This is a genomic window from Streptomyces sp. NPDC041191 (assembly GCF_055591945.1).
In genome coordinates this window covers 282176-303319 of record NZ_JBVIZC010000010.1, presented here as the reverse complement: position 1 = coordinate 303319, position 21144 = coordinate 282176, and the positions used below count along the sequence as shown (strand labels likewise).

Sequence of the window (21144 nt, the reverse complement as noted above, 5' to 3'; positions counted from 1 at the left end):
GTTCCATGAGCAAGGCCGGTACGACCGACATGACCGACACCACGGAGAACGCCGCGGCCGCCGACGAGGCGGCCGGCGCGCGGCTGTCGACCGCCCCCCGGGAGGACCGGCCGGACGCCCCCGCGGGCGGCCCCGTCCTCGGGGCCGTCGGCTGGGTGCGCTGGTTCTGGCGCCAGCTGACCTCCATGCGGGTCGCCCTGATCCTCCTCTTCATGCTCTCCCTGGGCGCCGTCCCCGGCTCCCTCGTCCCGCAGAACAGCGCGGACGAGCTGAAGGTGCGGGCCTTCAAGGAGGCCCACACCACCCTCGCGCCGCTCTACGAGAAGCTCCAGTTCTTCGACGTCTACAGCTCGGTGTGGTTCTCCGCGATCTACATCCTGCTGTTCGTCTCCCTCATCGGCTGCATCGTGCCGCGCACCCTGCAGTTCGTCGGCCAGCTCCGCGGCCGGCCGCCGGGTGCGCCCCGCCGCCTCGACCGGCTCCCCGCGTACGCCACCTGGCGCACCGACGCCGAGCCCGAGCGGGTCCGCGAGGCCGCGCTCGCGCTCCTCAGGGGCCGCCGCTTCCGCTCCCACACCGCCGGGGACGCGGTCGCCGCCGAGAAGGGCTACCTGCGCGAGGCCGGCAACCTGGCCTTCCACGTCGCCCTGATCGTGATGCTCGTCGCCTTCGCCTGGGGCCAGCTCCTCAAGTCCGAGGGCGGCAAGCTGATCGTCGAGGGCGACGGCTTCTCCAACACGCTCACGCAGTACGACGACTTCAAGTCCGGCTCCTGGTTCGGCACCGACGAGCTGGAGCCGTTCAGCTTCCGGCTGGACTCCTTCGAGGGCACGTACGAGAAGAACGGCCCGCAGCGCGGCACCCCGCGCACCTTCGAGGCGGCCGTCACCTACTCGCGGGGCGGCGCGGACCGGAAGGCGGTCGTCCGGGTCAACGAGCCGCTGAGGGTCGGCGACTCCAAGGTCTACCTGATCGCCCACGGCTACGCCCCCGTCGTCACCGTCAGGGACGGGCGCGGCAAGACCGTCTTCCACGGCGCCGTGCCCCTGCTGCCGATCGACAACAACATCACCTCGACCGGCGCGATCAAGGTCATGGACGGCTACCGCGACAAGAACGGCAGGAAGGAGCAGCTGGGCTTCCAGGCGTTCTTCGTGCCGACCTTCGCGGGCGCCGGCAAGGGCACGATGTTCTCGCAGTTCCCGGCGCTCGACTTCCCGGTCATGGCGCTCACCGGCTACCACGGCGACCTGCGCGTGGACTCGGGCCTCCCGCAGAACGTGTACCAGCTCGACAAGTCCAAGATGAAGCAGTTCACGGACGCGTCCGGCAACAAGCTCGCCCAGCGCGTGCTGCCCGGCGAGACCATGACGCTCCCCGACGGCGCCGGCTCGATCACCTTCGAGAAGGACATCAAGGAGTGGGCGAGCTTCCAGATCTCGCAGCAGCCGGGCAACGGCCTCGCCCTCGCGGGCGCGATCGCCGCGATCGCCGGCCTGGCCGGTTCGCTCTTCATCCAGCGGCGCCGGATCTGGGTCCGGGCCGTACGGGGCGAGGACGGCGTGACCGTCGTCGAGGCGGCCGGGCTCGGCCGCAGCGAGTCCGCCCGGCTGCCCGAGGAGCTGGGCGACCTCACGGCCGCGCTCGCGGCCCTGGCCCCGCCCGCCCCGGAACCCCCGCCCGGCGGTGAGACGTCGCCGGCCGGTCCGCGCACCGATCCGGAGGCCGCACCGGACACCGCGGACGGAACCGCCGCGTCCGGCGGAACCGCCGCACCCGCCGTACCCGCGGCAGACCCCGCCCCTTCTGGAGAGGCTGACAAGTGATCCTCGCCGCCACGACCGACGAGAGCCTGGCGCGGATGAGCGACGTGCTCATCTACTCCTCGATGGCCGTCTACACGCTGGCCTTCTTCGCCCACATCGCCGAGTGGGTCCTCGGCAGCCGCAGCAAGGTCGGCCGCACCGCCGCCGCGCTCACCCGGGGGGCCCCGGCCCCCGCCGTGACCGTCCGGACCAAGAAGGCCGGGACCACCGCCGTCCTGGACCGGCCGGAGGTCGTCACGCGCTCCGCCGCCGGCACCCGGGACGTGCCGGACGGCCCCGGCGCGGCCGGCGGCACGGTCAAGGGCGACCTGTACGGCCGGGTCGCCGTCTCGCTCACCGCCCTCGCGTTCCTGATCGAGGCGGCGGGCGTGGTCTCCCGGGCGCTCGCCGTGCAGCGGGCCCCCTGGGGCAACATGTACGAGTTCTCCACCACCTTCTCCACGGTGGCGGTCGGCGCGTACCTCGGCTTCCTCCTCGCCAAGAAGGATGTCCGCTGGATCGGCCTCCCCCTGGTCACCACCGTCCTGCTCGACCTGGGCGTGGCCACCACCTGGCTGAAGACCCCGAGCGACCAGCTCGTGCCGGCGCTCGACTCGTACTGGCTGTGGATCCACGTCTCCACCGCGATCTTCTGCGGCGCGGTCTTCTACCTCGGCGCGGTCGCGACCCTGCTGTACCTCTTCCGCGACTCGTACGAGAACAAGCTCGCGACCGGCGGGAACCCCGGTTCCTTCGCCCGCTCGGTCCTGGAGCGGCTGCCCTCCGCGGCCTCGCTCGACAAGTTCTCCTACCGGGTCAACGCGGCGATCTTCCCGCTCTGGACCTTCACGATCATCGCGGGCGCCATCTGGGCCGGTGACGCGTGGGGCCGCTACTGGGGCTGGGACGCCAAGGAGGTCTGGTCCTTCATCACGTGGGTGGGGTACGCCGCGTACCTGCACGCGCGCGCGACGGCCGGCTGGAAGGGGCGGAAGGCCGCGTACATCGCCCTCGTCGCCTTCGCCTGTTTCCTCTTCAACTACTACGGCGTGAACATCTTCGTGACCAGCAAGCACTCCTACGCCGGGGTCTGACCCCGCCGGGCTGGCACCGCTCCCGCCCCGGGGCGACGCTGGAGGGATGAGCGAGATGCCACGGGGCAGGAGCGAGACCCGCGACGACGGCACCCACCTGGTGCGGTACGCCGTCGAGCTGCCCCATCCACCGCCCGAGGTGTGGACGGCCGTCGCCACCCCCGAGGGCCTGGCGGGCTGGCTGTGCGCGGCCGACCCGCTGGAGCCCCGGCTCGGCGGGCGGGTCGTCCTCCACCGGCTGACCAGCGGCGACACCGAGGACCCCGGGCGGGTGACCGCCTGGGACCCCGGGTCCGTCGCCGAGTACACGGTCGATCCGACGCACGGACGCATCCGGTTCCACCTGGAGCCGGGGCCCGGCGGCGACGGATCGACCGTGCTGCGCCTCACCAACGAGTTCCGGGGGCCGCGCGAGCACCTCCTGGACCGGCTCGCCGCCTGGCACGACCACCTGGAGTGCCTCGCCCGCGCCCTGGACGGCCGTCCCGCCGACTGGCGGGAGCGGACGTCCGAGCGCTGGCTCCACCTGCGGGAGCTGTACGAGCGGGACCTGGCGCCCTGGCCGACATGGGAGCCGTAGGCCCCCGTACGGTCAGTCCCGGTTCGGCGGCAGGCACGACGCCTCCGGCGGGTGCCCCTCCGGCCAGGCGATCTGCACGAAGCGCTGGGAGCCGTCCGGGGCGAGTTCCACGATCGGCACCGCCTTGTTGTACGGGTTGCCGTAGTTGTCCAGGCAGATCCAGCCGCTCGCCCCCCACACCCGCAGCGACGCCTTCACCTGCGGCCACTGCCGGGCCACGTCCTCCGCCGACGGGCGGCGGGCCCCCTGCGGGGTGGCCTGGCGGATCGCGTGGACCGCCGTCGCCATCGCGTCGTACGCCACGATCGCCTGCCCGTCCGCGAGCGCCACCGGCTGCTTCGGGTCACGGCCGATGTCCTTCAGGAAGGTCGCGTACGCCTCCGGGGAACCGCCCGTGGCCGGAATCCGGCGCCCCCCGGCCGGCGTCCAGGCGTCCGGGTGGGCGAGCGACGCGTACCGCACGGTCAGCTTCGCCTTCAGGGCGTTCCGGTCGAGCTTCGTGTCCGCGCCCAGGTACGAGCCCTCGTCCCCGGTCAGGACGGTCAGGGGCCGGTCGGAGCAGCCGCGCGCCCCCAGCGCGTTGATGAACTGGCGCAGCTGGGTGTGGCGGCCCGCGAAGAACACGGTCTCGGGACGGGCGTCGCAGATCAGGTGGGTGATCTGGCGGAAGGTGTTGGCGGTGGTGCCCTCCTCGTTGGGGTCGGGGGGCGAGGTGAAGAGCTCCGGCTGGTGGGGGATGCCCTTGAGGATGGCGGAGAAGGCGGCCTTGAGGGTGTCCGTGTAGTGGTCGCCGCTGCGGGTGTCCTGGACGAGGATCGCCTTCGTGGCGTCCACGCGCCCGAAGTGGGCGAGGGCCCTCGCCTCGTCGCTGTTGGTGGGCGAGACGCGGGCGAGGCCGGGGAAGCGCTCGTTGCCGGGGGAGTTGGCGATGTCGTCGGCGGTGATGGTGGTGCCGACCACGGCGATCCCGGCCCCGGTGAGGGCCGCGACCGCCTCCCGCACCTCGGCGGAGGAGGTGGCGACGCCGGAGACGGCCCGGAGCCGGTCGCCGGAGTCCTTCATCGCGACGAGCCGGTCCACGGTGGCGCGCCAGTGGGCGTTGGCCTTCCCGGTGTTGGCGAGGACGAGCCGGATCCTGGGGAGTTCGTCGTTGGAGTCGTGGTTGGCGCGGTACTGGTAGGCGTAGGCGCCCCGCAGCTCGTGCAGCACCTTGACGCGCATGCCCCCGTCGGTGGAGGTCAGCGGAAGCAGCAGGGCGACGGTCACGTACTCGTCGGGCTTGAGCGTGGCGTTCTCGGCGCCGATGGCCCCGGCGATCCCGCTCAGGTCGCCGATCCCGAAGTCGTGGCCGTCGCCGTTGACGCCGACGCACTCCTCGCTGCCCACCGGGCGTTCGACGCCCGCCGCGCAGGAGCGGTCCTCCGGGGTGGTCAGCCGGGCGACGCCGTACCCGCCGAGGCCGAGGACGACGACGGCCGCGACGAGGAGGGCGGCGAGCTTCTGGCGGGGGGTGCGGACGCGGCGGCGCAGCCGGTCGAACGGCCGGTCGGAGAGTCGGTCGGGCATGGCGTCAGACTCCGTCCTCGCGGCCCGGCGGCAGCGAGGGCTCCCGCCAGGCGCGGATGTCGCGCGGCCAGTGGGTGGCAGCGTCCCAGAGCGAACCGCTGCCCGACAGGTGGCGGCCGGACAGCCTGCGCAGTTCGTGCGCGAGCAGGTCGGCCACCTCCTCGTCGGGCAGCGCGAGCGGATCGGTGAGCAGCCATACGGCGTGCAGCAGCCGGCGTATGGAGAGGTGCAGTTCGACGCCGTCGGCGTCGAGCCCGGCCGGCAGGTCGCCGGCCGGGGCCCGGCCGAGGGCGACGGCCCGGCGCGGATCGTGCCCCACCGCGCTCCGCTCGCGCGGGTACGGGGCGGAGGCGACGAACCGCAGCCGCCCGAGCCAGTCGAGGACGTCCGGCTCGGGGAAGGTCTCCCGCAGGTGCGTGACGGCCTCCTCGGTGCGGCCGAGCGCCAGGTCGTGGTGGAGCCGGTACGGCCCGGGCCCGTAGTGGCGGTGCAGGGTCTCGTGGACGGCGTGCCAGGCGGCGTAGCGCGGGTGGTCGCCGTCCTCGAAGCGCAGCCGGTGCAGGAGCAGGGCGCGCAGCAGCGGGTCGGCGACGAAGTGGTGCGAGCCCGCCGCCGACGCGGACCAGTCCTCGGCGCGCAGCCGGTCGCGGACGCGCAGCGCCACGTCGCCGTCCAGGGACTCGCCCTGGAGCCGGGTGCGGGCCAGCTTCCGCGCGGACTCCTCGTCGTGGGCGGCGGCGAGCACGGCGTACGGGCCGAGCCGGGGCACCGGGAGGAGCGCGGCGAGGAGCGCGGGGGCGACCGGCACCGGCGGGGCGTCCTCGCGCAGTTCCACCGTCAGGTCGAGCAGCCGGCCCGGGGTCAGCCCGGGCCGCAGGTGGGCGGGCGCCTCGCCGGCGGCCCGGCCGAGGAGGGCCACGCCGAGGGGACGGCCGCCGGTCAGCCGGTGGACGGCGCGGGCGAGTTCGGCGGGGGCGCGGCCCGCCGGTTCGTAGTGGTCGAAGGCGGTACGGGTCTGGGCCGGGGAGAGCGGCGTCAGTTCGACGGCGAGGATGCCGGAGCCGACGCTTGTCCCGCGCGGGCACGGGGCCCGGTGCGCGGTCTCCGGCAGCCGGGTCCGGGTGGCCTGGCGCAGCCCCTCGTGGTCGCGGACCCGGGAGGCGGCCAGGACGACGATCCGGTCCCGGCGGCCCTCGGCACGGGCGCGCAGGACCGGCTCGATCAGCTGCCGGCCCAGCGGTTCGTGGGCGTTGTCGAGGAGGAGCAGCGGCCGGCCGACGCGGCTGCCGCGCCGGAGCCCGGTGTAGGCGCGGAGCAGGTCCTCGGTCAGGGAGCCGACGAGGAACGCCTCGGCCTCCTGGCGGCGCCGGCCGCCCTGCTCGAAGTCGTTGGCGAGCTGCTGGAGCCCGGCCTTCCCGCGCCCGCCCGCGTTGCGGTAGGTGCCGTACCAGCTCTCGGAGGTGCGCTGGAGCCGCCCGAACACCTCCTCGAGGACGGTCTCCACGGTCGCCTCGGCGAGCAGCCCGGCGAGCGGGGCGGCGGTCTCCGCGAAGGTGGCGGCGAGCTTGGTGAGGACCTTGCCGACCCAGTGGGCGGCGGCGCCCCGGGTGGCGTCGACGGTCGCGAGGAGCGGCCCGAGCCGCTGGAGGTCGTGCCGGGCCCGCTCGTCGTCCTCCAGGGACCAGGAGATCGAGGCGACGGCGACGAGCCCGAGCGAGAGCCGGGGGAACCGCACGGGCCGCGCCCCGAGCACCTTCGGCGAGAACTGCACGGCCAGCTCGGCCAGCGCCCCGATGAGCGGGGTCCAGCCCTGTCCGTGGTCGTCGGGCGGCTCGACGCGGGCGCAGTCGAGCAGGGCGAGTGGCGTGTACCCCTTGTAGCGGTTGCGGACCTCCTTGAGCAGGGCGGTCTTCCCCATCCCGCGCCCGCCGGTGAAGACCGTCACGGGCGGATCGTCCCCGTGCTCGTACGCCACCCGGGAACCGCCGTGCCGGGTGAGCCCGCCGAGCCGCGCGATCAGGCCACCGTCGTCCAGGACCGCTTCGCGGCCGTACAGCTCCCTGTCCATGCCCCGCCACCCCCGTCACAGTCAACGCAAGGATATAGACGGTGTGTTGGTAAAGCGTTCGGCTTTTCGAGTCTGTTGCGAGTCCGTAGCGGGCCTGCGGCCCGGGGGCTCACGCGTCGCCGATGTCCTCGCTCCACAGCTCGGGGCGTGCGGCGACGAACTCCCGCATGAGCGCGGCGCACGCGGGATCGTCGAGGACGACGACCTCGACGCCGTGCCCGGCGAGCCAGTCGTGCCCGCCGCGGAAGGTCTCGGCCTCCCCGACGACGACCCGCGAGATCCCGAACTGCCGGACGAGTCCGGAGCAGTACCAGCAGGGCGAGAGGGTGGTGACCATGGTCGTCCCCCGGTACGAGCGCTGCCGCCCGGCGTCCCGGAACGCGGCGGTCTCCGCGTGCGCGGAGGGGTCCCCGTCCTGCACGCGCCGGTTGTGCCCGCGCCCGAGGAGGGTGCCGTCGGCCGCGTAGAGGGCGGCCCCGATCGGGATCCCGCCCTCACGGAGCCCGGCGCGGGCCTCGTCGAGGGCGGTGGCGAGCCATGAGCGGGCCTGGTCCGTGTCCATGGGCGAACCTTCCCCGGGGGCCGCCCGCGCCACGCGCCGGGGGGCGGGTTCTCTCCCCGGCCGCCCGGGTGGGCCGCCCCGTGCTCCCCGGCGGGGTCGCGCCCGGCGGCGCGGGGGTGGTACGCCCGGTGGGGGCCGGGCCGTGTGTTCGCCGCCGGGCACGGGGCCCGCACCGTTCGCCGCCGGGCATGGGGCCCGCACCGTTCGCCGCCGGGCACCGGGTCCCGCATCATTCGCCGCTCAACTCCCTTGCCTGGCAAGGTTTTTCATCCGGCGACCGGGATTTCTCCCATGGGGGTCCGGACAGCTCGTCGCGGCGGTACGCTCGGGGCGCTTCCGTGGTCGCGCGGGGGCGGGGCGGGAAACCACGGGGGGTGGACGAGTTGCCACTGGATCACCGCTATGCCCTCACCGTCGGGTGCCGGGTCGGCGTGGAGAGCAGCGTGGGCGTGACGACGGTGACCTGGAGCGTCGCCACGCTGTCGTCACCGGAGATGCGCCGGCCACCGGCGAAGGAGGCGACGGTCGACTTCGCGTGCCCCCGGTGCGGGAAGCCCTTCGTGGCCACCGTGGAGAGCGCGGCCAGGGCCCGGCGCAAGCGTCTGGTCTACGTGACGATCGGCCTGCTGCTGTTGCTCTCGCTGCTCGTCACGCTCCCCCTGGCCTTCCACTTCGGGGGCCAGGTCCGGGAGGAGAACGACCCCTCGACGAACCCCCTGGCCTTCCTGGTGCCGCTCGTCGCCGTGGGATTCGTCGCCGGGCTGACCTTCTTCCGGGTCGGCCGCCGCTACGAGGGCGTCAAGAAGTACCGTCTGGTCCTGCCGAACGGGAAGCGGACGGCACTCGTCCAGGGCCACCGCTTCGACTGACCCGCCGGGGCCCGCCCGCTCACACGGCCGCTCCCGCCCCCTCCTCGTAGGGGAACCGCGCGAACGGCGTCTCCTCCTGGAAGAAGGTCTTCGCGCGGATCAGGGCCTCCGTGTCGGCGCGGACCTGGCCGGGGCGGGAGCCCGTGCCCGTCAGGACGCCGCCGAAGCGCATGCGGAGGTAGGCGGCCGAGTGGTTCAGGGAGGTGACCAGGCCCCCGGCGACGACGTGCTCCTCGTGGGCCAGGGCCGTCACGCCCCACAGGGTGCCGCCCGCCATGCGTTCCTTGAAGTCCGAGCCGGGGACGTTCAGCCAGCCCGACCAGTGGTCGAGGTAGCGCTTGGTCTGGGCGGAGAGGCTGTACCAGTACAGGGGCGAGACGATGACCACGTCGGTGGCCTCCACCGTCGCCTCCAGGAGCGTCCTCTCCGTCTCGTTCGCCGGCGGGCCCGTGAGCTCGTGCCGTCCGTCCCGGAAGTCCGGCAGCGACAGTCCGTTCAGGTCCACCCAGCGCTGCGCGACGCCGGCCGGCAGGTGCGCCGCCGCCTCGCGGGCCAGGATCTCCGAGTTGCCGTCCGGGCGGGAGCTGCCCAGGACGAAGAGGAACGAGCGGTTCGAGAAGTCCGTTCCGGACAGGGCGCCGAGGTTCATGTCTGCTCTCCGTCTCAGGGGTTCCCCGGTGCCAACTCCCTTGCCCATGAGGGTATTCCGGCCCCATCGGTTCCGTCGATGGGGCCCATCGGCAGGACGCCCCACGAGGCCGTGGACCGTTCCCGTCCCCCTCCGTAGCGTCGTCGGCATGAGAAGCGAAACGCGCGGCACCGTCGAACTCACCCTCGCCATGGTCCTCTCCGGCACCCTCGGCGTCTTCGTCGTGGAATCGGGGGCCCGGCCCTTCGAAGTGGTCTTCTTCCGGTGCCTCTTCGGGGCCCTCGCGCTCGGGGCGTACAGCCTGGCCCGGGGGTTCCTCACCGGGCACGGGTTCACCCCCGGGAAGCTGGGGCTCGCCGTGCTCGGCGGGGTGTTCATCGTCCTCAACTGGGTCTTCCTCTTCGAGGCGTACGAGGCCGCCTCGATCTCCCTCGCCACCGTCGTCTACCACACGCAGCCGTTCTTCCTGGTGCTGCTGGGCGCGCTGTTCGCGGGGGAGCGGATCTCCGCCGGGAGGCTGGGGTGGCTCGCCGTCGCCTTCGCCGGGCTCGTCCTCGTCTCGGGGGTGCGGCCGGGCGCCACCGGCTCCCTCCGGGGGCTCGGTTTCGCGCTCGCCGCCGCCGTCCTCTACGCCCTGGCGACCTTCGTCACCCGGCGGATCGTCGGGGTGCGGCCCCATCTGATCGCCCTCGTGCAGGTGCTCGCCGGGCTGCCGCTGCTGCTGCCCTTCGTGGACTTCGGGGCGGCGGCCGGGCTCGGCACCGGGTGGGCGTGGCTCGCGGGCCTCGGCCTGATCCACACCGGGCTCATGTACGTGCTGATGTACGCGGCCTACGCCAAGCTGCCCACCGCCAAGGTCGCCGTGCTCGCCTTCGCCTACCCGGCGGTCGCCCTGGGCGTCGACTGGGCCGTGTACGGGCACCACATCGGGCTCGTCCAGGCGCTCGGCGTCCCGCTCATCGTCCTGGCGAGCCTCCGGGTCACCCTGTCGGGGTCTGCTCCCGCACGAGCCGTCGCGCCTGCTCCGCGAACAGCCGCGCGGGGGCCGGAAGCCGCTTCCCCCGCCGCCACGCGAGCTGTGTGAAGAGCGTGAACGGCGCCTCCCAGTCCAGCGGGGTCAGGACACCGGACGCCAGCTCCTCCGCGACCGTCACCCGGGGCAGCAGCGCCGCCCCCAGACCGGAGGCCACCGCGCGCTTGGTCGCCTCGACCGTGCCGAACTCCAGGAAGACCGGCGACCACTCCCGCAGCTCCGCCTCGAACAGGTCGCGGTACGCGCAGCCCGGCTCCGGCCCCGCCGGCGGCGCCCCGGCCACGTCCGCCGCCGTCAGGCCCGTGCGCCCCGCCAGCGGATGGCCCGGCCCCGCCACCAGGACCAGCGGCTCGGGCGCGAGGACCTCCGACTCCAGGCCCTCGTGCTCCGTCCCTGCCTCCATCAGGAAACCGACGTCGTACGTGCCCTGCCGCAGTGCCCGCCGGGTCTCGTCGCCGAGCGTGGGCCGCAGGGCGATCCGCACCTTCGGGTGGCGGTGGTGGAAGTACTCCAGGAGCGGCGGCAGCCGGTAGGAGGTGAGCGACTCCATGGTGCCGACGGCGACCGTCCCGGCCGGTTCCCCGGTGTCCGCGACGGCGGCCCGGGCCTCCTCCGCGAGACCGGTCAGCCGGCGGGCGTACGGCAGGAGACGTTCCCCGGCGTCGGTGAGCCGGATGCGGCCGCCGAGCCGTTCGAAGAGTTCCGTGCCGAGGGAGGTCTCCAGGGACCTGATCTGTGCGGTGACGCTGGACTGCGCGTAGCCCAGCTCGGCGGCGGCCCGGGTGAAGGAGAGGACGTCCGCGACCTTCTCGAAGGTGGCCAGGAGTCGCAGCTCCATCAGTTCTCCGTCCTCATCCCCGGGCCCCCGGGCCCCGTCGGCTCCCCGTTCCCGTCCCCGGGCCCGCGGACCGGCCCCGTCAGCTCTCCGTCCCCGACCCCGGCTCGCCCCGCTCGCGCCGCTTCAGCTCCTCCTCGCGGCGGCGGAGGTCCGCCTCCCAGTCCTTCAGGAGGTCGTCGTCGCTCTTCGGGGCGTTCCCGCCGCTCTTGAGGGAGTCCAGGAACTCGGGGTTGTCGTCCGGCGCCACCCAGGCGCCCGCGCCGCCCCGGTTCCTCGGCCTCCGCTCCTTGCCCGCGACGATCCAGCCGACCGCGCCGACGATCGAGAACAGCAGGACCACGATGGCCCACACCGGCTTCGGGAGGTGCTTGACCTCTTCCTCCGGGGTGTTGAGGCAGTCGATGAAGGCGTAGATCATCAGCGCCAGCGGCAGGATGAACAGCAGCGCCCTGAGCATGTGGGACAGCCCCCCGGAAGCGGTGGCGGGGGCGCGCTTCGGCGGCCCCGGTGACAGGTCCAGGGTAGCCGGTGACCGATACTTGCCCCTATGGCTTACGACGATCTCCGCTCGCTGCTCAGGGCTCTGGAACGCGAAGGCGACCTCAAGCGCATCAAGGCCGAAGTCGATCCGTACCTGGAGGTCGGGGAGATCGTCGACCGCGTGAACAAGGCGGGAGGGCCGGCGCTCCTCTTCGAGAACGTCAAGGGCTCCTCGATGCCGCTCGCGATGAACGTCTTCGGGACGGACCGCCGGCTGCTCAAGGCGCTCGGCCTGAAGTCGTACGGCGAGATCAGCGAGAAGATCGGCGGCCTCCTCAAGCCCGAGCTGCCGCAGGGCTTCGTCGGGGTCCGCGAGGCGTTCGGCAAGCTGGGCTCGATGGTCCACGTGCCGCCGAAGAAGGTGAAGTCCGACGCGGCCCCCGTGCAGGAGGTCGTCCTCACCGGCGACGACGTCGACCTGGACGCGCTGCCCGCGCTCTTCACCTGGCCGAAGGACGGCGGCTCCTTCTTCAACCTGGGGCTCACCCACACCAAGCACCCCGAGACCGGCGTCCGGAACCTCGGCCTCTACCGGCTCCAGCGCCACGACAGGCGCACCATCGGCATGCACTGGCAGATCCACAAGGACAGCCGGAACCACTACGCGGTGGCGGCCGAGCGCGGCGAGCGACTGCCGGTCGCGATCGCCTTCGGCTGCCCGCCGGCCGTGACGTACGCCTCGACGGCCCCGCTGCCGGGCGACATCGACGAGTACCTGTTCGCCGGCTTCGTGCAGGGCAAGCGGATCGAGATGGTCGACTGCAAGACCGTGCCGCTCCAGGTCCCGGCGCAGGCCGAGGTCGTGATCGAGGGCTGGCTGGAGCCGGGCGAGATGCTGCCCGAGGGCCCCTTCGGCGACCACACCGGCTTCTACACGCCGCAGGAGCCCTTCCCCGCCCTGAGGATCGACTGCGTGACGATGCGGAGGCGTCCGCTGCTCCAGTCGATCGTGGTCGGCCGTCCGCCGACCGAGGACGGGCCGCTCGGGCGGGCCACGGAGCGCTTCTTCCTGCCGCTGCTGAAGATCATCGTGCCGGACATCGTGGACTACCACCTGCCGGAGTCCGGCGGCTTCCACAACTGCGCGATCGTCTCGATCGACAAGAAGTACCCGAAGCACGCGCAGAAGGTCATGCACGCCATCTGGGGCGCGCACATGATGTCGCTGACCAAGCTGATCGTCGTGGTCGACAAGGACTGCGACGTGCACGACCTGCACGAGGTGGCCTGGCGGGCCCTCGGGAACACCGACTACGCCCGTGACCTCACCGTGGTCGAGGGTCCGGTCGACCACCTCGACCACGCCTCCTACCAGCAGTTCTGGGGCGGCAAGGCGGGCATCGACGCCACGAGGAAGCTCCCCGAGGAGGGGTACACCCGGGACGGCGGCTGGCCGGACATGGTCGAGTCGGACCCGGCGACGGCGGCCCTGGTGGACCGGCGCTGGAAGGAGTACGGGCTGTGACCACCGCCGCCGTGCCCGGCGCCCGGCCCGGACGTACGAAAGCCTTCCTGCGGCTCGTGATGATCGAGCACTCGGTCTTCGCGCTGCCCTTCGCGTACATCGCCTCGTTCACCGCGATGTTCCGGACGGACGAGAAGATCCACTGGTGGACGCTGCTGCTCGTCACCGTCTGCATGGTGGGGCTCCGGACCTTCGCCATGGCCTGCAACCGGATCATCGACCGGGAGATCGACGCGCGCAATCCGCGCACGGCCGGCCGGGAGCTGGTGACCGGCGCGGTGTCCGTGCGGTCCGCGTGGACCGGGGCCGGGATCGCCGTCGTGGTGTTCCTGGGGGCCGCCGCCCTGCTGAACCCGCTCTGCCTGGCGCTCGCGCCGCTCGCCGTCGTCCCGATGGTGGTCTATCCGTACGGCAAGCGGTTCACGAACTTCCCGCACGCCATCCTGGGGCTCGCCCAGGCGATCGGGCCGATCGGCGCCTGGATCGCGGTGACCGGGGAGTGGTCCTGGGACGCGGTGATCCTGGGGGTCGCGGTGGGCGTCTGGATCGGTGGCTTCGACCTGATCTTCGCCTGCCAGGACGTGCGGGCGGACCGGGCGCACGGCGTGAAGTCGGTCCCGGCCCGCTTCGGCATCCCGGCCGCCCTGTGGGGCGCGCGGGCCTCGGCGGTCGTGACGACCGGTCTGCTCGTCTGGTACGCGCTCGCCACCGGCGCCGGGCTCTTCTTCTGGATCGGCCTGGCGGTCGTCGTGGTGGCGTTCTGCTACGAGCACACCATCGTGAAGCCGCACGACCTGTCCCGGCTGAACCGGGCGTTCTTCACGACGAACGGTTTCATCGGCGTCAGCCTGTTCGTCTGCGCCCTCCTCGACCTGCTGGTCCGCGGGCTCGCCCCGTAGCCCCGGACCCCTCACGGATAGGCTCGACGGCATGAACGACGGCAAGCGCGCCCCCTGGATCGTGGGGGTTTCCGGGGCGTCCGGCACGCCGTACGCCGCCGCCGTCCTGAGGGGGCTGCTCGCCGCCGGGGAGAGCGTCGACCTGATCGTGTCGCGGGCCTCGCGCCTGACGCTGCTCGACGAGACCGGGATCTCCTTCCGGGACGCCCACTGGCGCGAGGACCTGGCGGCCTGGCTGGCGCGGGGCGCCGACGGGCGGCCGGACGCCTTCGACGTGGCGGGGGCCCTGGACGGCGTGCGGTACTGGCCGGCCGGGGACCTCGGCGCGGGGCCGTCGTCGGGGTCGTACCCGGCGAAGGGGATGCTGGTGGTGCCGGCCTCGACCGCCTCGGTGGCGGGAGTGGCGCTCGGACTCTCGAAGGACCTGCTCCAGCGGGTCGCGAGCGTGACGCTGAAGGAACGGCGTCCGCTGGTGGTCGCCGTGCGGGAGACCCCGCTGAACGGGCAGACGCTGCGGCACATGGTGACGCTGGACGAGGCGGGCGCGGTGGTGCTGCCCGCCTCTCCGGCGTTCTACGCGGGGGCGACGCACATCCAGGACCTGGTGGACTTCGTCGCCGGGCGGGTGCTGGACGCGGCGAAGGTGCCGCACCGGTTGTACCGCCGGTGGGAGGGAGAGCTGGGTGCGGCTCTCCGGTCCGGTTAGCGCTTCGCGGCGCGCTTCCCCCGGGGGGCGCGCTTCGAGGCGGGGACGGGCTGGTGGGCACGCGAGCGGTTGGCCAGGTCCTGCAGCTCGCGCATGCGGGCGTAGGCCATCTCGATCGTGTACACGCTGAACACCACTCCTGAGGGATCGTCTTCGATCTTCTGAAAGATTCACAGGGGGTTTTCCCTGTGCGCCTTAGATTCTATACCTATACTCGCGGTATCGCTGGACAATGGAAGGCTTCATACCTATGGACGCCGTGGACAGGCAGCTCATTCAGGCCCTGCGCGAGAACGGGCGTGCCTCGTACGCCGAACTCGGCCGGCTCGTCGGGCTCTCCGGCCCCTCCGTCACCGACCGCATCAACCGTCTGGAGACGGCCGGGGTCATCACCGGCTACCGCGCCACCGTCGACGCCGCCTCGCTCGGCCTCGGCGTCACCGCCCTCATCGGCATCTCCCTCTCCGACGCCGCCGACCACGAGGACGTGGCCCGCCGGCTCAAGGACCTCGCCGAGATCGAGGACTGCTGGTTCATCGCCGGCGACGACTCCTTCATGCTCAAGGTGCGCGCGAGCGACGTCGACGGCCTGGAGAAGACGATCCGCCGCCTCAGCGGCACCCGGGGCGTCTCCCGCACCCGTACGACGATCGTGCTCTCCACGAAGTGGGAGAACCGGGTCGGAGAGCTGCCCGAAGAGGTCTGAGAGTACGGTGGACGACGTTCGGTTCCGGGGGACCGACGTCTGGATTCCGGAGATCAAAGGGAGGCGGCCGCACATGGACGCGGGACTCAAGCGCGAACTTGAGCAGAAGGTCCGGGACGGTGAGCGGCTGAGCCGTGAGGACGGCATCGCCCTGTACGAGTCCGACGACCTGGCCTGGCTCGGCGGTCTGGCCCACGAGGTCCGGACCCGCAAGAACGGCGACGTGGTCCACTTCAATGTCAACCGGCATCTGAACATGACCAACGTCTGCACCGCCTCCTGCGCCTACTGCTCCTTCCAGCGCAAGCCGGGCGAGAAGGACGCGTACACCATGCGCATCGAGGAGGCCGTGCGCCTCGCGAAGGCGATGGAGAACGAGAACCTCACCGAGCTCCACATCGTCAACGGGCTCCACCCCAACCTGCCCTGGCGCTACTACCCGCGCTCCCTCTCCGAGCTGAAGAAGGCCCTCCCGAACGTCTCCCTCAAGGCGTTCACGGCCACCGAGATCCACCACTTCGAGACGATCTCCGGGATGTCGGCCTCCGACATCCTCGACGAGCTGATCGAGGCCGGTCTGGAGTCGCTGACCGGCGGCGGCGCCGAGATCTTCGACTGGGAGGTCCGCCAGCACATCGTGGACCACCGCACCCACTGGGAGGACTGGTCCCGGATCCACCGGCTCGCCCACGAGAAGGGGCTCAAGACCCCGGCGACCATGCTGTACGGGCACATCGAGGAGCCCCGGCACCGCGTCGACCACGTGCTGCGGCTGCGCGAACTCCAGGACGAGACCGGCGGCTTCCAGGTCTTCATCCCGCTGCGCTACCAGCACGACTTCGTGGACATGAAGGACGGCAAGATCCGCAACAGGCTCCAGGCGCGCACCACCATGGCGACCGGCGCCGAGGCCCTGAAGACCTTCGCGGTCTCCCGGCTGCTCTTCGACAACGTGCCGCACGTCAAGGTCTTCTGGGTCATGCACGGCGTCCAGACCGCGCAGCTCGCGCTCCAGCACGGCGCCGACGACATGGACGGCTCGGTCGTCGAGTACAAGATCACGCACGACGCCGACAACTACGGCACGCCGAACAAGCTGGGCCGCGAGGACCTGCTCGAACTGATCAGGGACGCCGGTTTCCGGCCGGTCGAGCGGAACACGCGGTACGAGATCATCCGCGAGTACCCGGGCCCGGACGCGGAGCGGCGCGAGTCGCCGCAGCCGATGCGGGTCTGACGTCCGCACGGGGAGGGCCGGCGGGGGACGATCCCCCCGCCGGCCCTTTCTCACGTCTCCGTGCGCTCCACCGGGATCCACAGCTCCGCCCGCGCCGTCGTCCGGTCCTCCGACGGCCGCACGCCGAGCAGTTCGGGACCCGGCCGGCTCGCGTAGGGGTTGGACGGGAACCACTGGGTGAAGACGTCCCGCCACAGGTACTGGAGCGCCTGCGGGTACGGCCCCTCGTTCTCGAAGACGGCCCAGGCCCCGGCGGGCACGTCGAGGGCGTCGAACTCCTCCGGCACGTCCGCGCCGCTCACCACCCCGTGCCAGTAGTCCAGCTCGGCGCCCTCCTCGCGGCTGTCCGAGAGGTGGGTCACCGCCGACAGGACGCCCCCGGGCTCCCCGTCCGACAGGCGGGCGAGCCGGTCCAGGGCCTCCCGGCCGACGGACCGGACGTGCGCGGTGATCGCCGGGTTCTCCCCCTCGTGGACCAGGGGGACCCGGGCTCCGCGCCCGATGATCCGGAAGGCGTCCTTCTCCACGATCCTGTACCGCATGGTGCTGTTCCCTTCGACGACGAGGCGGAAGGACATCCGGGGCTGGGAGCGCAGGGCCGCGCCGGTGCGGCGGGCCTCGCCGGGGCCGATCCCGTGCACCGCGCGGAACGCGCGGGCGAACGCCTCCCCGGAGCCGTAGCCGTGGCGCACCGCGATCTCCAGGAGCGTCCGCCCGCCGTCGAGCACCTCGGCGCCCGCGACGGTGAGCCGCCTGCGCCGTGCGTACTCCGACAGGGGCATCCCCGCGAGTGCGGAGAACAGGCGCCGGAAGTGGTACTCCGACGTCGTCGCGATCCGGGCCAGCTCGGCCGGGTCGAGGTCGCCGCGCAGGCGTTCCTCGATGTGGTCGAGCGCCCGGTTCAGTCCCTCCAGCACGTGGTCCGTCCTTCCTTTTCCGTGTCCTCACCGTAGGAAGGGACCGGGGGGCCGGACCCGACATCCCGTGCCCGGTCCGGTCGGGTCCCCCGCCGGCTCACCCCAGCGGGAGCAGCATGACGACGTCGTCGCGGTCGTCCCCGGGGGCGACCCGTATCGCGCCGGGGACGCGGCCGACCTCCTTGTAGCCGCACCCGGCGTAGAAGGCGTCGACGCCGGTGCCGCCCCGGCAGGTCAGCCGGATCGCCTCGATCCCCTCGAAGCCCGGCGCGGTGCGGGCGGTGCGCTCGGCCGCCGCCATGAGGTCGCGGCCGTACCCCCTGCCCTGGTGCCGGGGGTGGACCATCACGGTGTAGAGCCACACCCAGTGCCGCATCAGCGGGTGGGTGTTGAAGGTGAGGAAGGCGGTGGCGGCGACCTCGCCGTCCCCGTCGCGGCCGACGAGCAGGCGGGTGCGGCCTTCGGCCATGTCGACGAGGTGCCTGAGCAGGGCGGGGCGGATCTCCTCGGCGGTCACGGGCGGGACGAAGCCGACGGCCCCGCCCGCGTTGGAGACGTCGGTCCAGAGGGAGAGCACACCGTCGCGCAGGGCGGGACCGACAGCCGGGTCCACCTCGAAGGTAAGGGTCATGTATAGAGTCTAGTCATTACGAACGGGGGCGGGGGAGGGCCGGTCCCGGAGAGCGTGCCGCCCCGTGCTTCACTGGGGGGACGCTCGTCCCATAGAGGATCTTTTCGGAACGGAAGAGTGACTGACATGCTCCGCTACACGGTGCTGCGGCTCGGCATCTTCGCCGGGTGCTTCCTCGCCCTGTGGGGTCTCGTCACCGTCGGCGTGCTGCCGCGCGGTCTCGGCGACTCGAACCTGCTCTGGGTCCTGGTCCTCGCCATCGTCGTCTCCGCCCCGCTCAGCTTCGTCCTCCTGCGCCGGCAGCGCGACGAGATGAGCGTCGAGATCGTGGAGAAGGTCGACCGCGCGAAGGGCCGCCTGGACGCCAACCGGGCCCAGGAGGACGCGCTCTAGCCGGTCGTCCGGTAGTCGTGGACCTCGCGTAAAGAACGCGTAAGTTTCCTCACACGTACACCCCCGGGTTCGGAGCTTCCAAGGCTCCGGCCTGGGGGTTTCCGCGTTCCCGAGGTTGCGGGGCGCTCCCGCCTCCCAAAGAAGAGCTTTGAGCTTCTCAAAGTACAAGTGTTAACGTATTCACCATGAAGACAGCAGCGCGCACCTCCGACGCCACGGGCACCCCGCTCGTGGCGCGCCTGCACGTCGATCTGTGCCGCTGTATGTCCGCGGTCTGTTGCCGCGAGCTCTGACCTCCCCGGCATCCATGCGGCGGCCCCGCGCCCGAGCGCGTTCCCGTGGCCGCACCCCCGTCCCCGTACTTCCCGGTTCTCCCGGTACGCACCTGTGGAGTGTGTCTCTGTGTCCGCGCCCGCTTCCGCCTCCAAGACTTCCGAGGCCCCCGAGTCCCCCGGGTCGGGGTCCTCGTTCCGGATACCCAAGGTCCCCTTCTGGGCCCAGATCGTCGCCGGTCTCGTCCTCGGCGTCCTGCTCGGCTGGATCGCCCGCAGCCAGGACGTCTCCTGGCTGAAGGAGACCCTCGGCCAGGTCGGCGACATCTTCGTCCAGCTCCTCAAGCTGGCCGTCGCCCCGCTCGTCTTCTTCGCGATCCTGGTCTCGATCACCAACCTGCGGAAGGTGAACAACGCCGCCCGGCTCGCCACCCGCACCCTGCTCTGGTTCATGGTCACCTCCCTGATCGCGGTCGCCATCGGCCTCGCGATCGGCCTGATCACCAACCCGGGCTCCGGCACCGGCCTCACCCCGCAGGACGGCAAGCTGCCGAAGCGCGAGGGCTCCTGGATCGACTTCCTCACCGGCATCGTCCCGACGGACGTCATCACGCCCTTCACCGAGCTGAACGTCCTCCAGATCGTCTTCATGGCCGCCGTCGCCGGCATCGCCGCCCTGAAGCTCGGCGACCGCGCCAAGCCGATCCTCACCCTCTCCGAGTCGGTCCTCGAACTGCTCCAGAAGGCGCTGTGGTGGGTCATCCGACTCGCCCCGCTCGGCACCGTCGGCCTCATCGGCTTCGCCATCGCCGACTACGGCTGGGACCTGATCGGCAAGTACGCCACCTTCACCGCCGACGTCTACGTCGGCTGCGCGATCGTCCTCTTCGGCGTCTACCCGCTGCTGCTCGCCACCGCCGCCAAGGTCAGCCCGCTCCACTTCTTCAAGGGCGCCTGGCCCGCCATCCAGCTGGCCTTCGTCTCCCGCTCCTCGGTCGGCACCATGCCGGTCACCCAGAAGGTCACCGAGCGCCTCGGCGTCCCGAAGGAGTACGCCTCCTTCGCCGTCCCGTTCGGCGCCACCACCAAGATGGACGGCTGCGCCGCGATCTACCCGGCGCTCGCCGCGATCTTCATCGCGCAGATCTTCGACGTGCAGCTCGGCATCCAGGACTACCTCCTGATCGCCTTCGTCTCGGTGGTCGGCTCGGCCGCCACGGCCGGCCTGACCGGCGCGACCGTCATGCTGACCCTGACCCTCTCCACCCTGGGCCTCCCCCTGGAGGGCGTCGGCCTGCTCATGGCGATCGACCCGATCATCGACATGATGCGCACCGCCACCAACGTCGCGGGCCAGGCCCTCGTCCCGGTGATCGTCGCCGCCCGCGAGAAGATCCTGGACCGCGCCGCGTACGAGAACGCCTCGTCGTCCCCGATCGACGAGCCGGCCGGGGAGCGCACCGAGGACGAGAAGGTCCTGGTCGCCGCCTGACCCTCCGGCGGGCAGCGCCCGCCCGAGCCCACGTGCCCCCCGCCCCGCACGGGCGGGGGGCACGTAGGCTTTCGCGGGGCACCCGGTGGATCTTGGGAACGGAGGGGGACGCCATGGCCGACGCCACGAGGGCACGGCGGCTTCCGCGCGCCGTGCGGGAACGGCAGATGCTGGACGCGGCCGTGCGGAGCTTCGCGCGGCACGGGTACCAGACGGCCTCCATGGACGAGATCGCGGAGCTGGCGGGGGTCTCCAAGCCGCTGGTGTACCTCTACCTGAACTCCAAGGAGGAGCTGTTCACCGCCTGCATCCGGCGGGAGGCCGGGGCGCTGCTCGCCGCCGTGGCCGCCGGGGTCGGTGACGCGGAGCTGCCGCCCGACGAACGGTTGTGGGCGGGGCTGCTCGCCTTCTTCACGTACGCCGCCGAGCACCCCGACTCCTGGGTGGTCTTGAGCCGGCAGGCCCGGACGCAGGGGGAGCCGTTCGCGACCGAGGCGTCCCGGATGCGGGAGGAGATCGTGGCCTTCGTGGCGGGACTCATCGGCGAGGCGGCGCGGGAGGCGCACGGGAACTCCGGGATCACGGAGCGGGACGTGAACGCGCTCGCGCAGGCCCTGGTCGGCTCGGCCGAGTCGCTGGCGAGCTGGGCCAACGAGACGCCGGGCGTGACCGCGAGGGAGGCGGCCGCGACGCTGATGAACTTCGCCTGGGCCGGACTCGGGAACCTCATGCGGAGCGAGCGGTGGTCCCCCCGCTGAATCCCGCCGGGGGACCGCCGCCCGGTGGTCCCGCCACCGGGCCGGGCACGCCCGGCCGTGCGGG

Annotated in this window: 23 protein-coding genes; 13 read left to right on the top strand and 10 right to left on the bottom strand. The window is 72.3% G+C overall.

Annotated elements, in window-relative coordinates; all coding sequences use genetic code 11:
- Window positions 1-5: 5 nt before the first annotated feature.
- The 3 genes from resB to ACZ6AQ_RS21605 are packed head-to-tail and all read left to right on the top strand — an operon-like array spanning window position 6 to window position 3479.
- Window positions 6-1826 carry a cytochrome c biogenesis protein ResB gene (resB, locus tag ACZ6AQ_RS21615; protein WP_468761430.1) on the top strand — a complete coding sequence of 607 codons (1821 nt, stop codon included), beginning with the start codon at window positions 6-8 and terminating at the stop codon, window positions 1824-1826.
- Window positions 1823-2899 carry a c-type cytochrome biogenesis protein CcsB gene (ccsB, locus tag ACZ6AQ_RS21610; protein WP_468761428.1) on the top strand — a complete coding sequence of 359 codons (1077 nt, stop codon included), beginning with the start codon at window positions 1823-1825 and terminating at the stop codon, window positions 2897-2899. The genes resB and ccsB overlap by 4 nt, the downstream gene beginning before the upstream one ends.
- 46 nt (window positions 2900-2945) lie before the next feature.
- On the top strand, window positions 2946-3479 hold the full coding sequence (locus ACZ6AQ_RS21605) for an SRPBCC domain-containing protein (protein WP_468761426.1): 534 nt from the start codon (window positions 2946-2948) through the stop codon (window positions 3477-3479).
- 12 nt (window positions 3480-3491) lie between these two features.
- Here ACZ6AQ_RS21605 and ACZ6AQ_RS21600 read toward each other — a convergent pair whose 3' ends face one another.
- The 4 genes from ACZ6AQ_RS21600 to ACZ6AQ_RS21585 all read right to left on the bottom strand — a co-directional run bounded on the left by ACZ6AQ_RS21600 (window position 3492) and on the right by ACZ6AQ_RS21585 (window position 8243).
- On the bottom strand, window positions 3492-5045 hold the full coding sequence (locus ACZ6AQ_RS21600; protein WP_468761424.1) for an ABC transporter substrate-binding protein: 1554 nt from the start codon (window positions 5043-5045) through the stop codon (window positions 3492-3494).
- A gap of 4 nt (window positions 5046-5049) precedes the next feature.
- Window positions 5050-7113 (bottom strand): hypothetical protein, encoded by a 2064-nt coding sequence (locus ACZ6AQ_RS21595; RefSeq protein ID WP_468761422.1) that lies wholly within the window; start codon window positions 7111-7113, stop codon window positions 5050-5052.
- Window positions 7114-7222: 109 nt separating this feature from the next.
- Window positions 7223-7675 (bottom strand): nucleoside deaminase, encoded by a 453-nt coding sequence (locus ACZ6AQ_RS21590; protein WP_468761420.1) that lies wholly within the window; start codon window positions 7673-7675, stop codon window positions 7223-7225.
- Between the two features lie 400 nt (window positions 7676-8075).
- A complete protein-coding gene (locus ACZ6AQ_RS21585; protein ID WP_468761418.1) occupies window positions 8076-8243 on the bottom strand; it encodes a hypothetical protein in 168 nt (55 codons plus the stop codon).
- Between ACZ6AQ_RS21585 and ACZ6AQ_RS21580 the strand changes: the two genes are divergently transcribed.
- Window positions 8236-8544 (top strand): hypothetical protein, encoded by a 309-nt coding sequence (locus ACZ6AQ_RS21580; RefSeq protein ID WP_468761416.1) that lies wholly within the window; start codon window positions 8236-8238, stop codon window positions 8542-8544. The genes ACZ6AQ_RS21585 and ACZ6AQ_RS21580 overlap by 8 nt on opposite strands.
- 19 nt (window positions 8545-8563) lie before the next feature.
- Here ACZ6AQ_RS21580 and ACZ6AQ_RS21575 read toward each other — a convergent pair whose 3' ends face one another.
- Complete coding sequence (locus ACZ6AQ_RS21575; RefSeq protein WP_468761414.1) at window positions 8564-9193, bottom strand: flavodoxin family protein; 630 nt, start codon at window positions 9191-9193, stop codon at window positions 8564-8566.
- A gap of 148 nt (window positions 9194-9341) precedes the next feature.
- On the opposite strand from ACZ6AQ_RS21575, the gene ACZ6AQ_RS21570 reads away from it, so the two are divergent.
- On the top strand, window positions 9342-10277 hold the full coding sequence (locus ACZ6AQ_RS21570; protein WP_468761413.1) for a DMT family transporter: 936 nt from the start codon (window positions 9342-9344) through the stop codon (window positions 10275-10277).
- Here the strand turns inward: ACZ6AQ_RS21570 and ACZ6AQ_RS21565 are convergent.
- Both ACZ6AQ_RS21565 and ACZ6AQ_RS21560 read right to left on the bottom strand, forming a co-directional pair.
- Window positions 10174-11064, bottom strand: a complete 891-nt coding sequence (locus ACZ6AQ_RS21565; protein WP_468761411.1) for a LysR family transcriptional regulator — start codon at window positions 11062-11064, stop codon at window positions 10174-10176. The two genes, ACZ6AQ_RS21570 and ACZ6AQ_RS21565, sit on opposite strands and share 104 nt — an antisense overlap.
- Window positions 11065-11143: 79 nt before the next feature.
- A complete protein-coding gene (locus ACZ6AQ_RS21560) occupies window positions 11144-11521 on the bottom strand; it encodes a PLD nuclease N-terminal domain-containing protein (RefSeq protein WP_468761409.1) in 378 nt (125 codons plus the stop codon).
- A 90-nt stretch (window positions 11522-11611) separates the two neighbouring features.
- Here ACZ6AQ_RS21560 and ACZ6AQ_RS21555 point away from each other — a divergent pair, with 90 nt between their 5' ends.
- The 3 genes from ACZ6AQ_RS21555 to ACZ6AQ_RS21545 are packed head-to-tail and all read left to right on the top strand — an operon-like array spanning window position 11612 to window position 14674.
- Window positions 11612-13069, top strand: a complete 1458-nt coding sequence (locus ACZ6AQ_RS21555) for a menaquinone biosynthesis decarboxylase (RefSeq protein ID WP_468761407.1) — start codon at window positions 11612-11614, stop codon at window positions 13067-13069.
- Window positions 13066-13968 (top strand): menaquinone biosynthesis prenyltransferase MqnP, encoded by a 903-nt coding sequence (mqnP, locus tag ACZ6AQ_RS21550; RefSeq protein ID WP_468761405.1) that lies wholly within the window; start codon window positions 13066-13068, stop codon window positions 13966-13968. The genes ACZ6AQ_RS21555 and mqnP overlap by 4 nt, the downstream gene beginning before the upstream one ends.
- Window positions 13969-13999: 31 nt before the next feature.
- Complete coding sequence (locus ACZ6AQ_RS21545) at window positions 14000-14674, top strand: UbiX family flavin prenyltransferase (RefSeq protein WP_388699017.1); 675 nt, start codon at window positions 14000-14002, stop codon at window positions 14672-14674.
- On the opposite strand, the gene ACZ6AQ_RS21540 is transcribed toward ACZ6AQ_RS21545, so the two are convergent.
- Window positions 14671-14799, bottom strand: a complete 129-nt coding sequence (locus tag ACZ6AQ_RS21540; RefSeq protein ID WP_468761520.1) for a hypothetical protein — start codon at window positions 14797-14799, stop codon at window positions 14671-14673. The two genes, ACZ6AQ_RS21545 and ACZ6AQ_RS21540, sit on opposite strands and share 4 nt — an antisense overlap.
- A gap of 125 nt (window positions 14800-14924) precedes the next feature.
- Between ACZ6AQ_RS21540 and ACZ6AQ_RS21535 the strand changes: the two genes are divergently transcribed.
- Complete coding sequence (locus tag ACZ6AQ_RS21535; protein ID WP_388699014.1) at window positions 14925-15380, top strand: Lrp/AsnC family transcriptional regulator; 456 nt, start codon at window positions 14925-14927, stop codon at window positions 15378-15380.
- Between the two features lie 73 nt (window positions 15381-15453).
- Window positions 15454-16617, top strand: a complete 1164-nt coding sequence (gene mqnE / locus ACZ6AQ_RS21530; protein WP_388699010.1) for an aminofutalosine synthase MqnE — start codon at window positions 15454-15456, stop codon at window positions 16615-16617.
- Between the two features lie 50 nt (window positions 16618-16667).
- Here the strand turns inward: mqnE and ACZ6AQ_RS21525 are convergent, their stop codons facing one another.
- Window positions 16668-17534, bottom strand: coding sequence for an AraC family transcriptional regulator (locus tag ACZ6AQ_RS21525; RefSeq protein WP_468761403.1), 867 nt, complete (start codon window positions 17532-17534; stop codon window positions 16668-16670).
- Between the two features lie 97 nt (window positions 17535-17631).
- Window positions 17632-18165 carry a GNAT family N-acetyltransferase gene (locus tag ACZ6AQ_RS21520; protein WP_468761401.1) on the bottom strand — a complete coding sequence of 178 codons (534 nt, stop codon included), beginning with the start codon at window positions 18163-18165 and terminating at the stop codon, window positions 17632-17634.
- Window positions 18166-18291: 126 nt separating this feature from the next.
- Here ACZ6AQ_RS21520 and ACZ6AQ_RS21515 point away from each other — a divergent pair, with 126 nt between their 5' ends.
- The 3 genes from ACZ6AQ_RS21515 (at window position 18292) to ACZ6AQ_RS21505 (ending at window position 21080) form a co-directional block, all read left to right on the top strand.
- Complete coding sequence (locus tag ACZ6AQ_RS21515) at window positions 18292-18558, top strand: DUF4229 domain-containing protein (protein WP_388699166.1); 267 nt, start codon at window positions 18292-18294, stop codon at window positions 18556-18558.
- 402 nt (window positions 18559-18960) lie between these two features.
- Window positions 18961-20322: a dicarboxylate/amino acid:cation symporter gene (locus ACZ6AQ_RS21510; RefSeq protein WP_468761399.1), complete on the top strand. Its 1362-nt coding sequence runs from the start codon at window positions 18961-18963 to the stop codon at window positions 20320-20322.
- A 113-nt stretch (window positions 20323-20435) separates the two neighbouring features.
- Complete coding sequence (locus ACZ6AQ_RS21505) at window positions 20436-21080, top strand: TetR/AcrR family transcriptional regulator (protein WP_388698997.1); 645 nt, start codon at window positions 20436-20438, stop codon at window positions 21078-21080.
- Window positions 21081-21144 lie beyond the last annotated feature (64 nt).

What these genes read in the sequence shown, in the direction of transcription:
- ACZ6AQ_RS21570 (WP_468761413.1), top strand. Translation starts at nt 9,342, where the DNA reads ATGAGAAGCGAAACGCGCGGCACCGTCGAACTCACCCTCGCCATGGTC.
- ACZ6AQ_RS21565 (WP_468761411.1), bottom strand. Translation starts at nt 11,064, where the DNA reads ATGGAGCTGCGACTCCTGGCCACCTTCGAGAAGGTCGCGGACGTCCTC.
- ACZ6AQ_RS21575 (WP_468761414.1), bottom strand. Translation starts at nt 9,193, where the DNA reads ATGAACCTCGGCGCCCTGTCCGGAACGGACTTCTCGAACCGCTCGTTC.
- ACZ6AQ_RS21505 (WP_388698997.1), top strand. Translation starts at nt 20,436, where the DNA reads ATGGCCGACGCCACGAGGGCACGGCGGCTTCCGCGCGCCGTGCGGGAA.
- ACZ6AQ_RS21600 (WP_468761424.1), bottom strand. Translation starts at nt 5,045, where the DNA reads ATGCCCGACCGACTCTCCGACCGGCCGTTCGACCGGCTGCGCCGCCGC.
- resB (WP_468761430.1), top strand. Translation starts at nt 6, where the DNA reads ATGAGCAAGGCCGGTACGACCGACATGACCGACACCACGGAGAACGCC.
- ACZ6AQ_RS21555 (WP_468761407.1), top strand. Translation starts at nt 11,612, where the DNA reads ATGGCTTACGACGATCTCCGCTCGCTGCTCAGGGCTCTGGAACGCGAA.
- ACZ6AQ_RS21590 (WP_468761420.1), bottom strand. Translation starts at nt 7,675, where the DNA reads ATGGACACGGACCAGGCCCGCTCATGGCTCGCCACCGCCCTCGACGAG.
- mqnE (WP_388699010.1), top strand. Translation starts at nt 15,454, where the DNA reads ATGGACGCGGGACTCAAGCGCGAACTTGAGCAGAAGGTCCGGGACGGT.
- ACZ6AQ_RS21560 (WP_468761409.1), bottom strand. Translation starts at nt 11,521, where the DNA reads ATGCTCAGGGCGCTGCTGTTCATCCTGCCGCTGGCGCTGATGATCTAC.
- ACZ6AQ_RS21520 (WP_468761401.1), bottom strand. Translation starts at nt 18,165, where the DNA reads ATGACCCTTACCTTCGAGGTGGACCCGGCTGTCGGTCCCGCCCTGCGC.
- ACZ6AQ_RS21515 (WP_388699166.1), top strand. Translation starts at nt 18,292, where the DNA reads ATGCTCCGCTACACGGTGCTGCGGCTCGGCATCTTCGCCGGGTGCTTC.
- ACZ6AQ_RS21605 (WP_468761426.1), top strand. Translation starts at nt 2,946, where the DNA reads ATGAGCGAGATGCCACGGGGCAGGAGCGAGACCCGCGACGACGGCACC.
- ACZ6AQ_RS21535 (WP_388699014.1), top strand. Translation starts at nt 14,925, where the DNA reads ATGGACGCCGTGGACAGGCAGCTCATTCAGGCCCTGCGCGAGAACGGG.
- ACZ6AQ_RS21595 (WP_468761422.1), bottom strand. Translation starts at nt 7,113, where the DNA reads ATGGACAGGGAGCTGTACGGCCGCGAAGCGGTCCTGGACGACGGTGGC.
- ACZ6AQ_RS21545 (WP_388699017.1), top strand. Translation starts at nt 14,000, where the DNA reads ATGAACGACGGCAAGCGCGCCCCCTGGATCGTGGGGGTTTCCGGGGCG.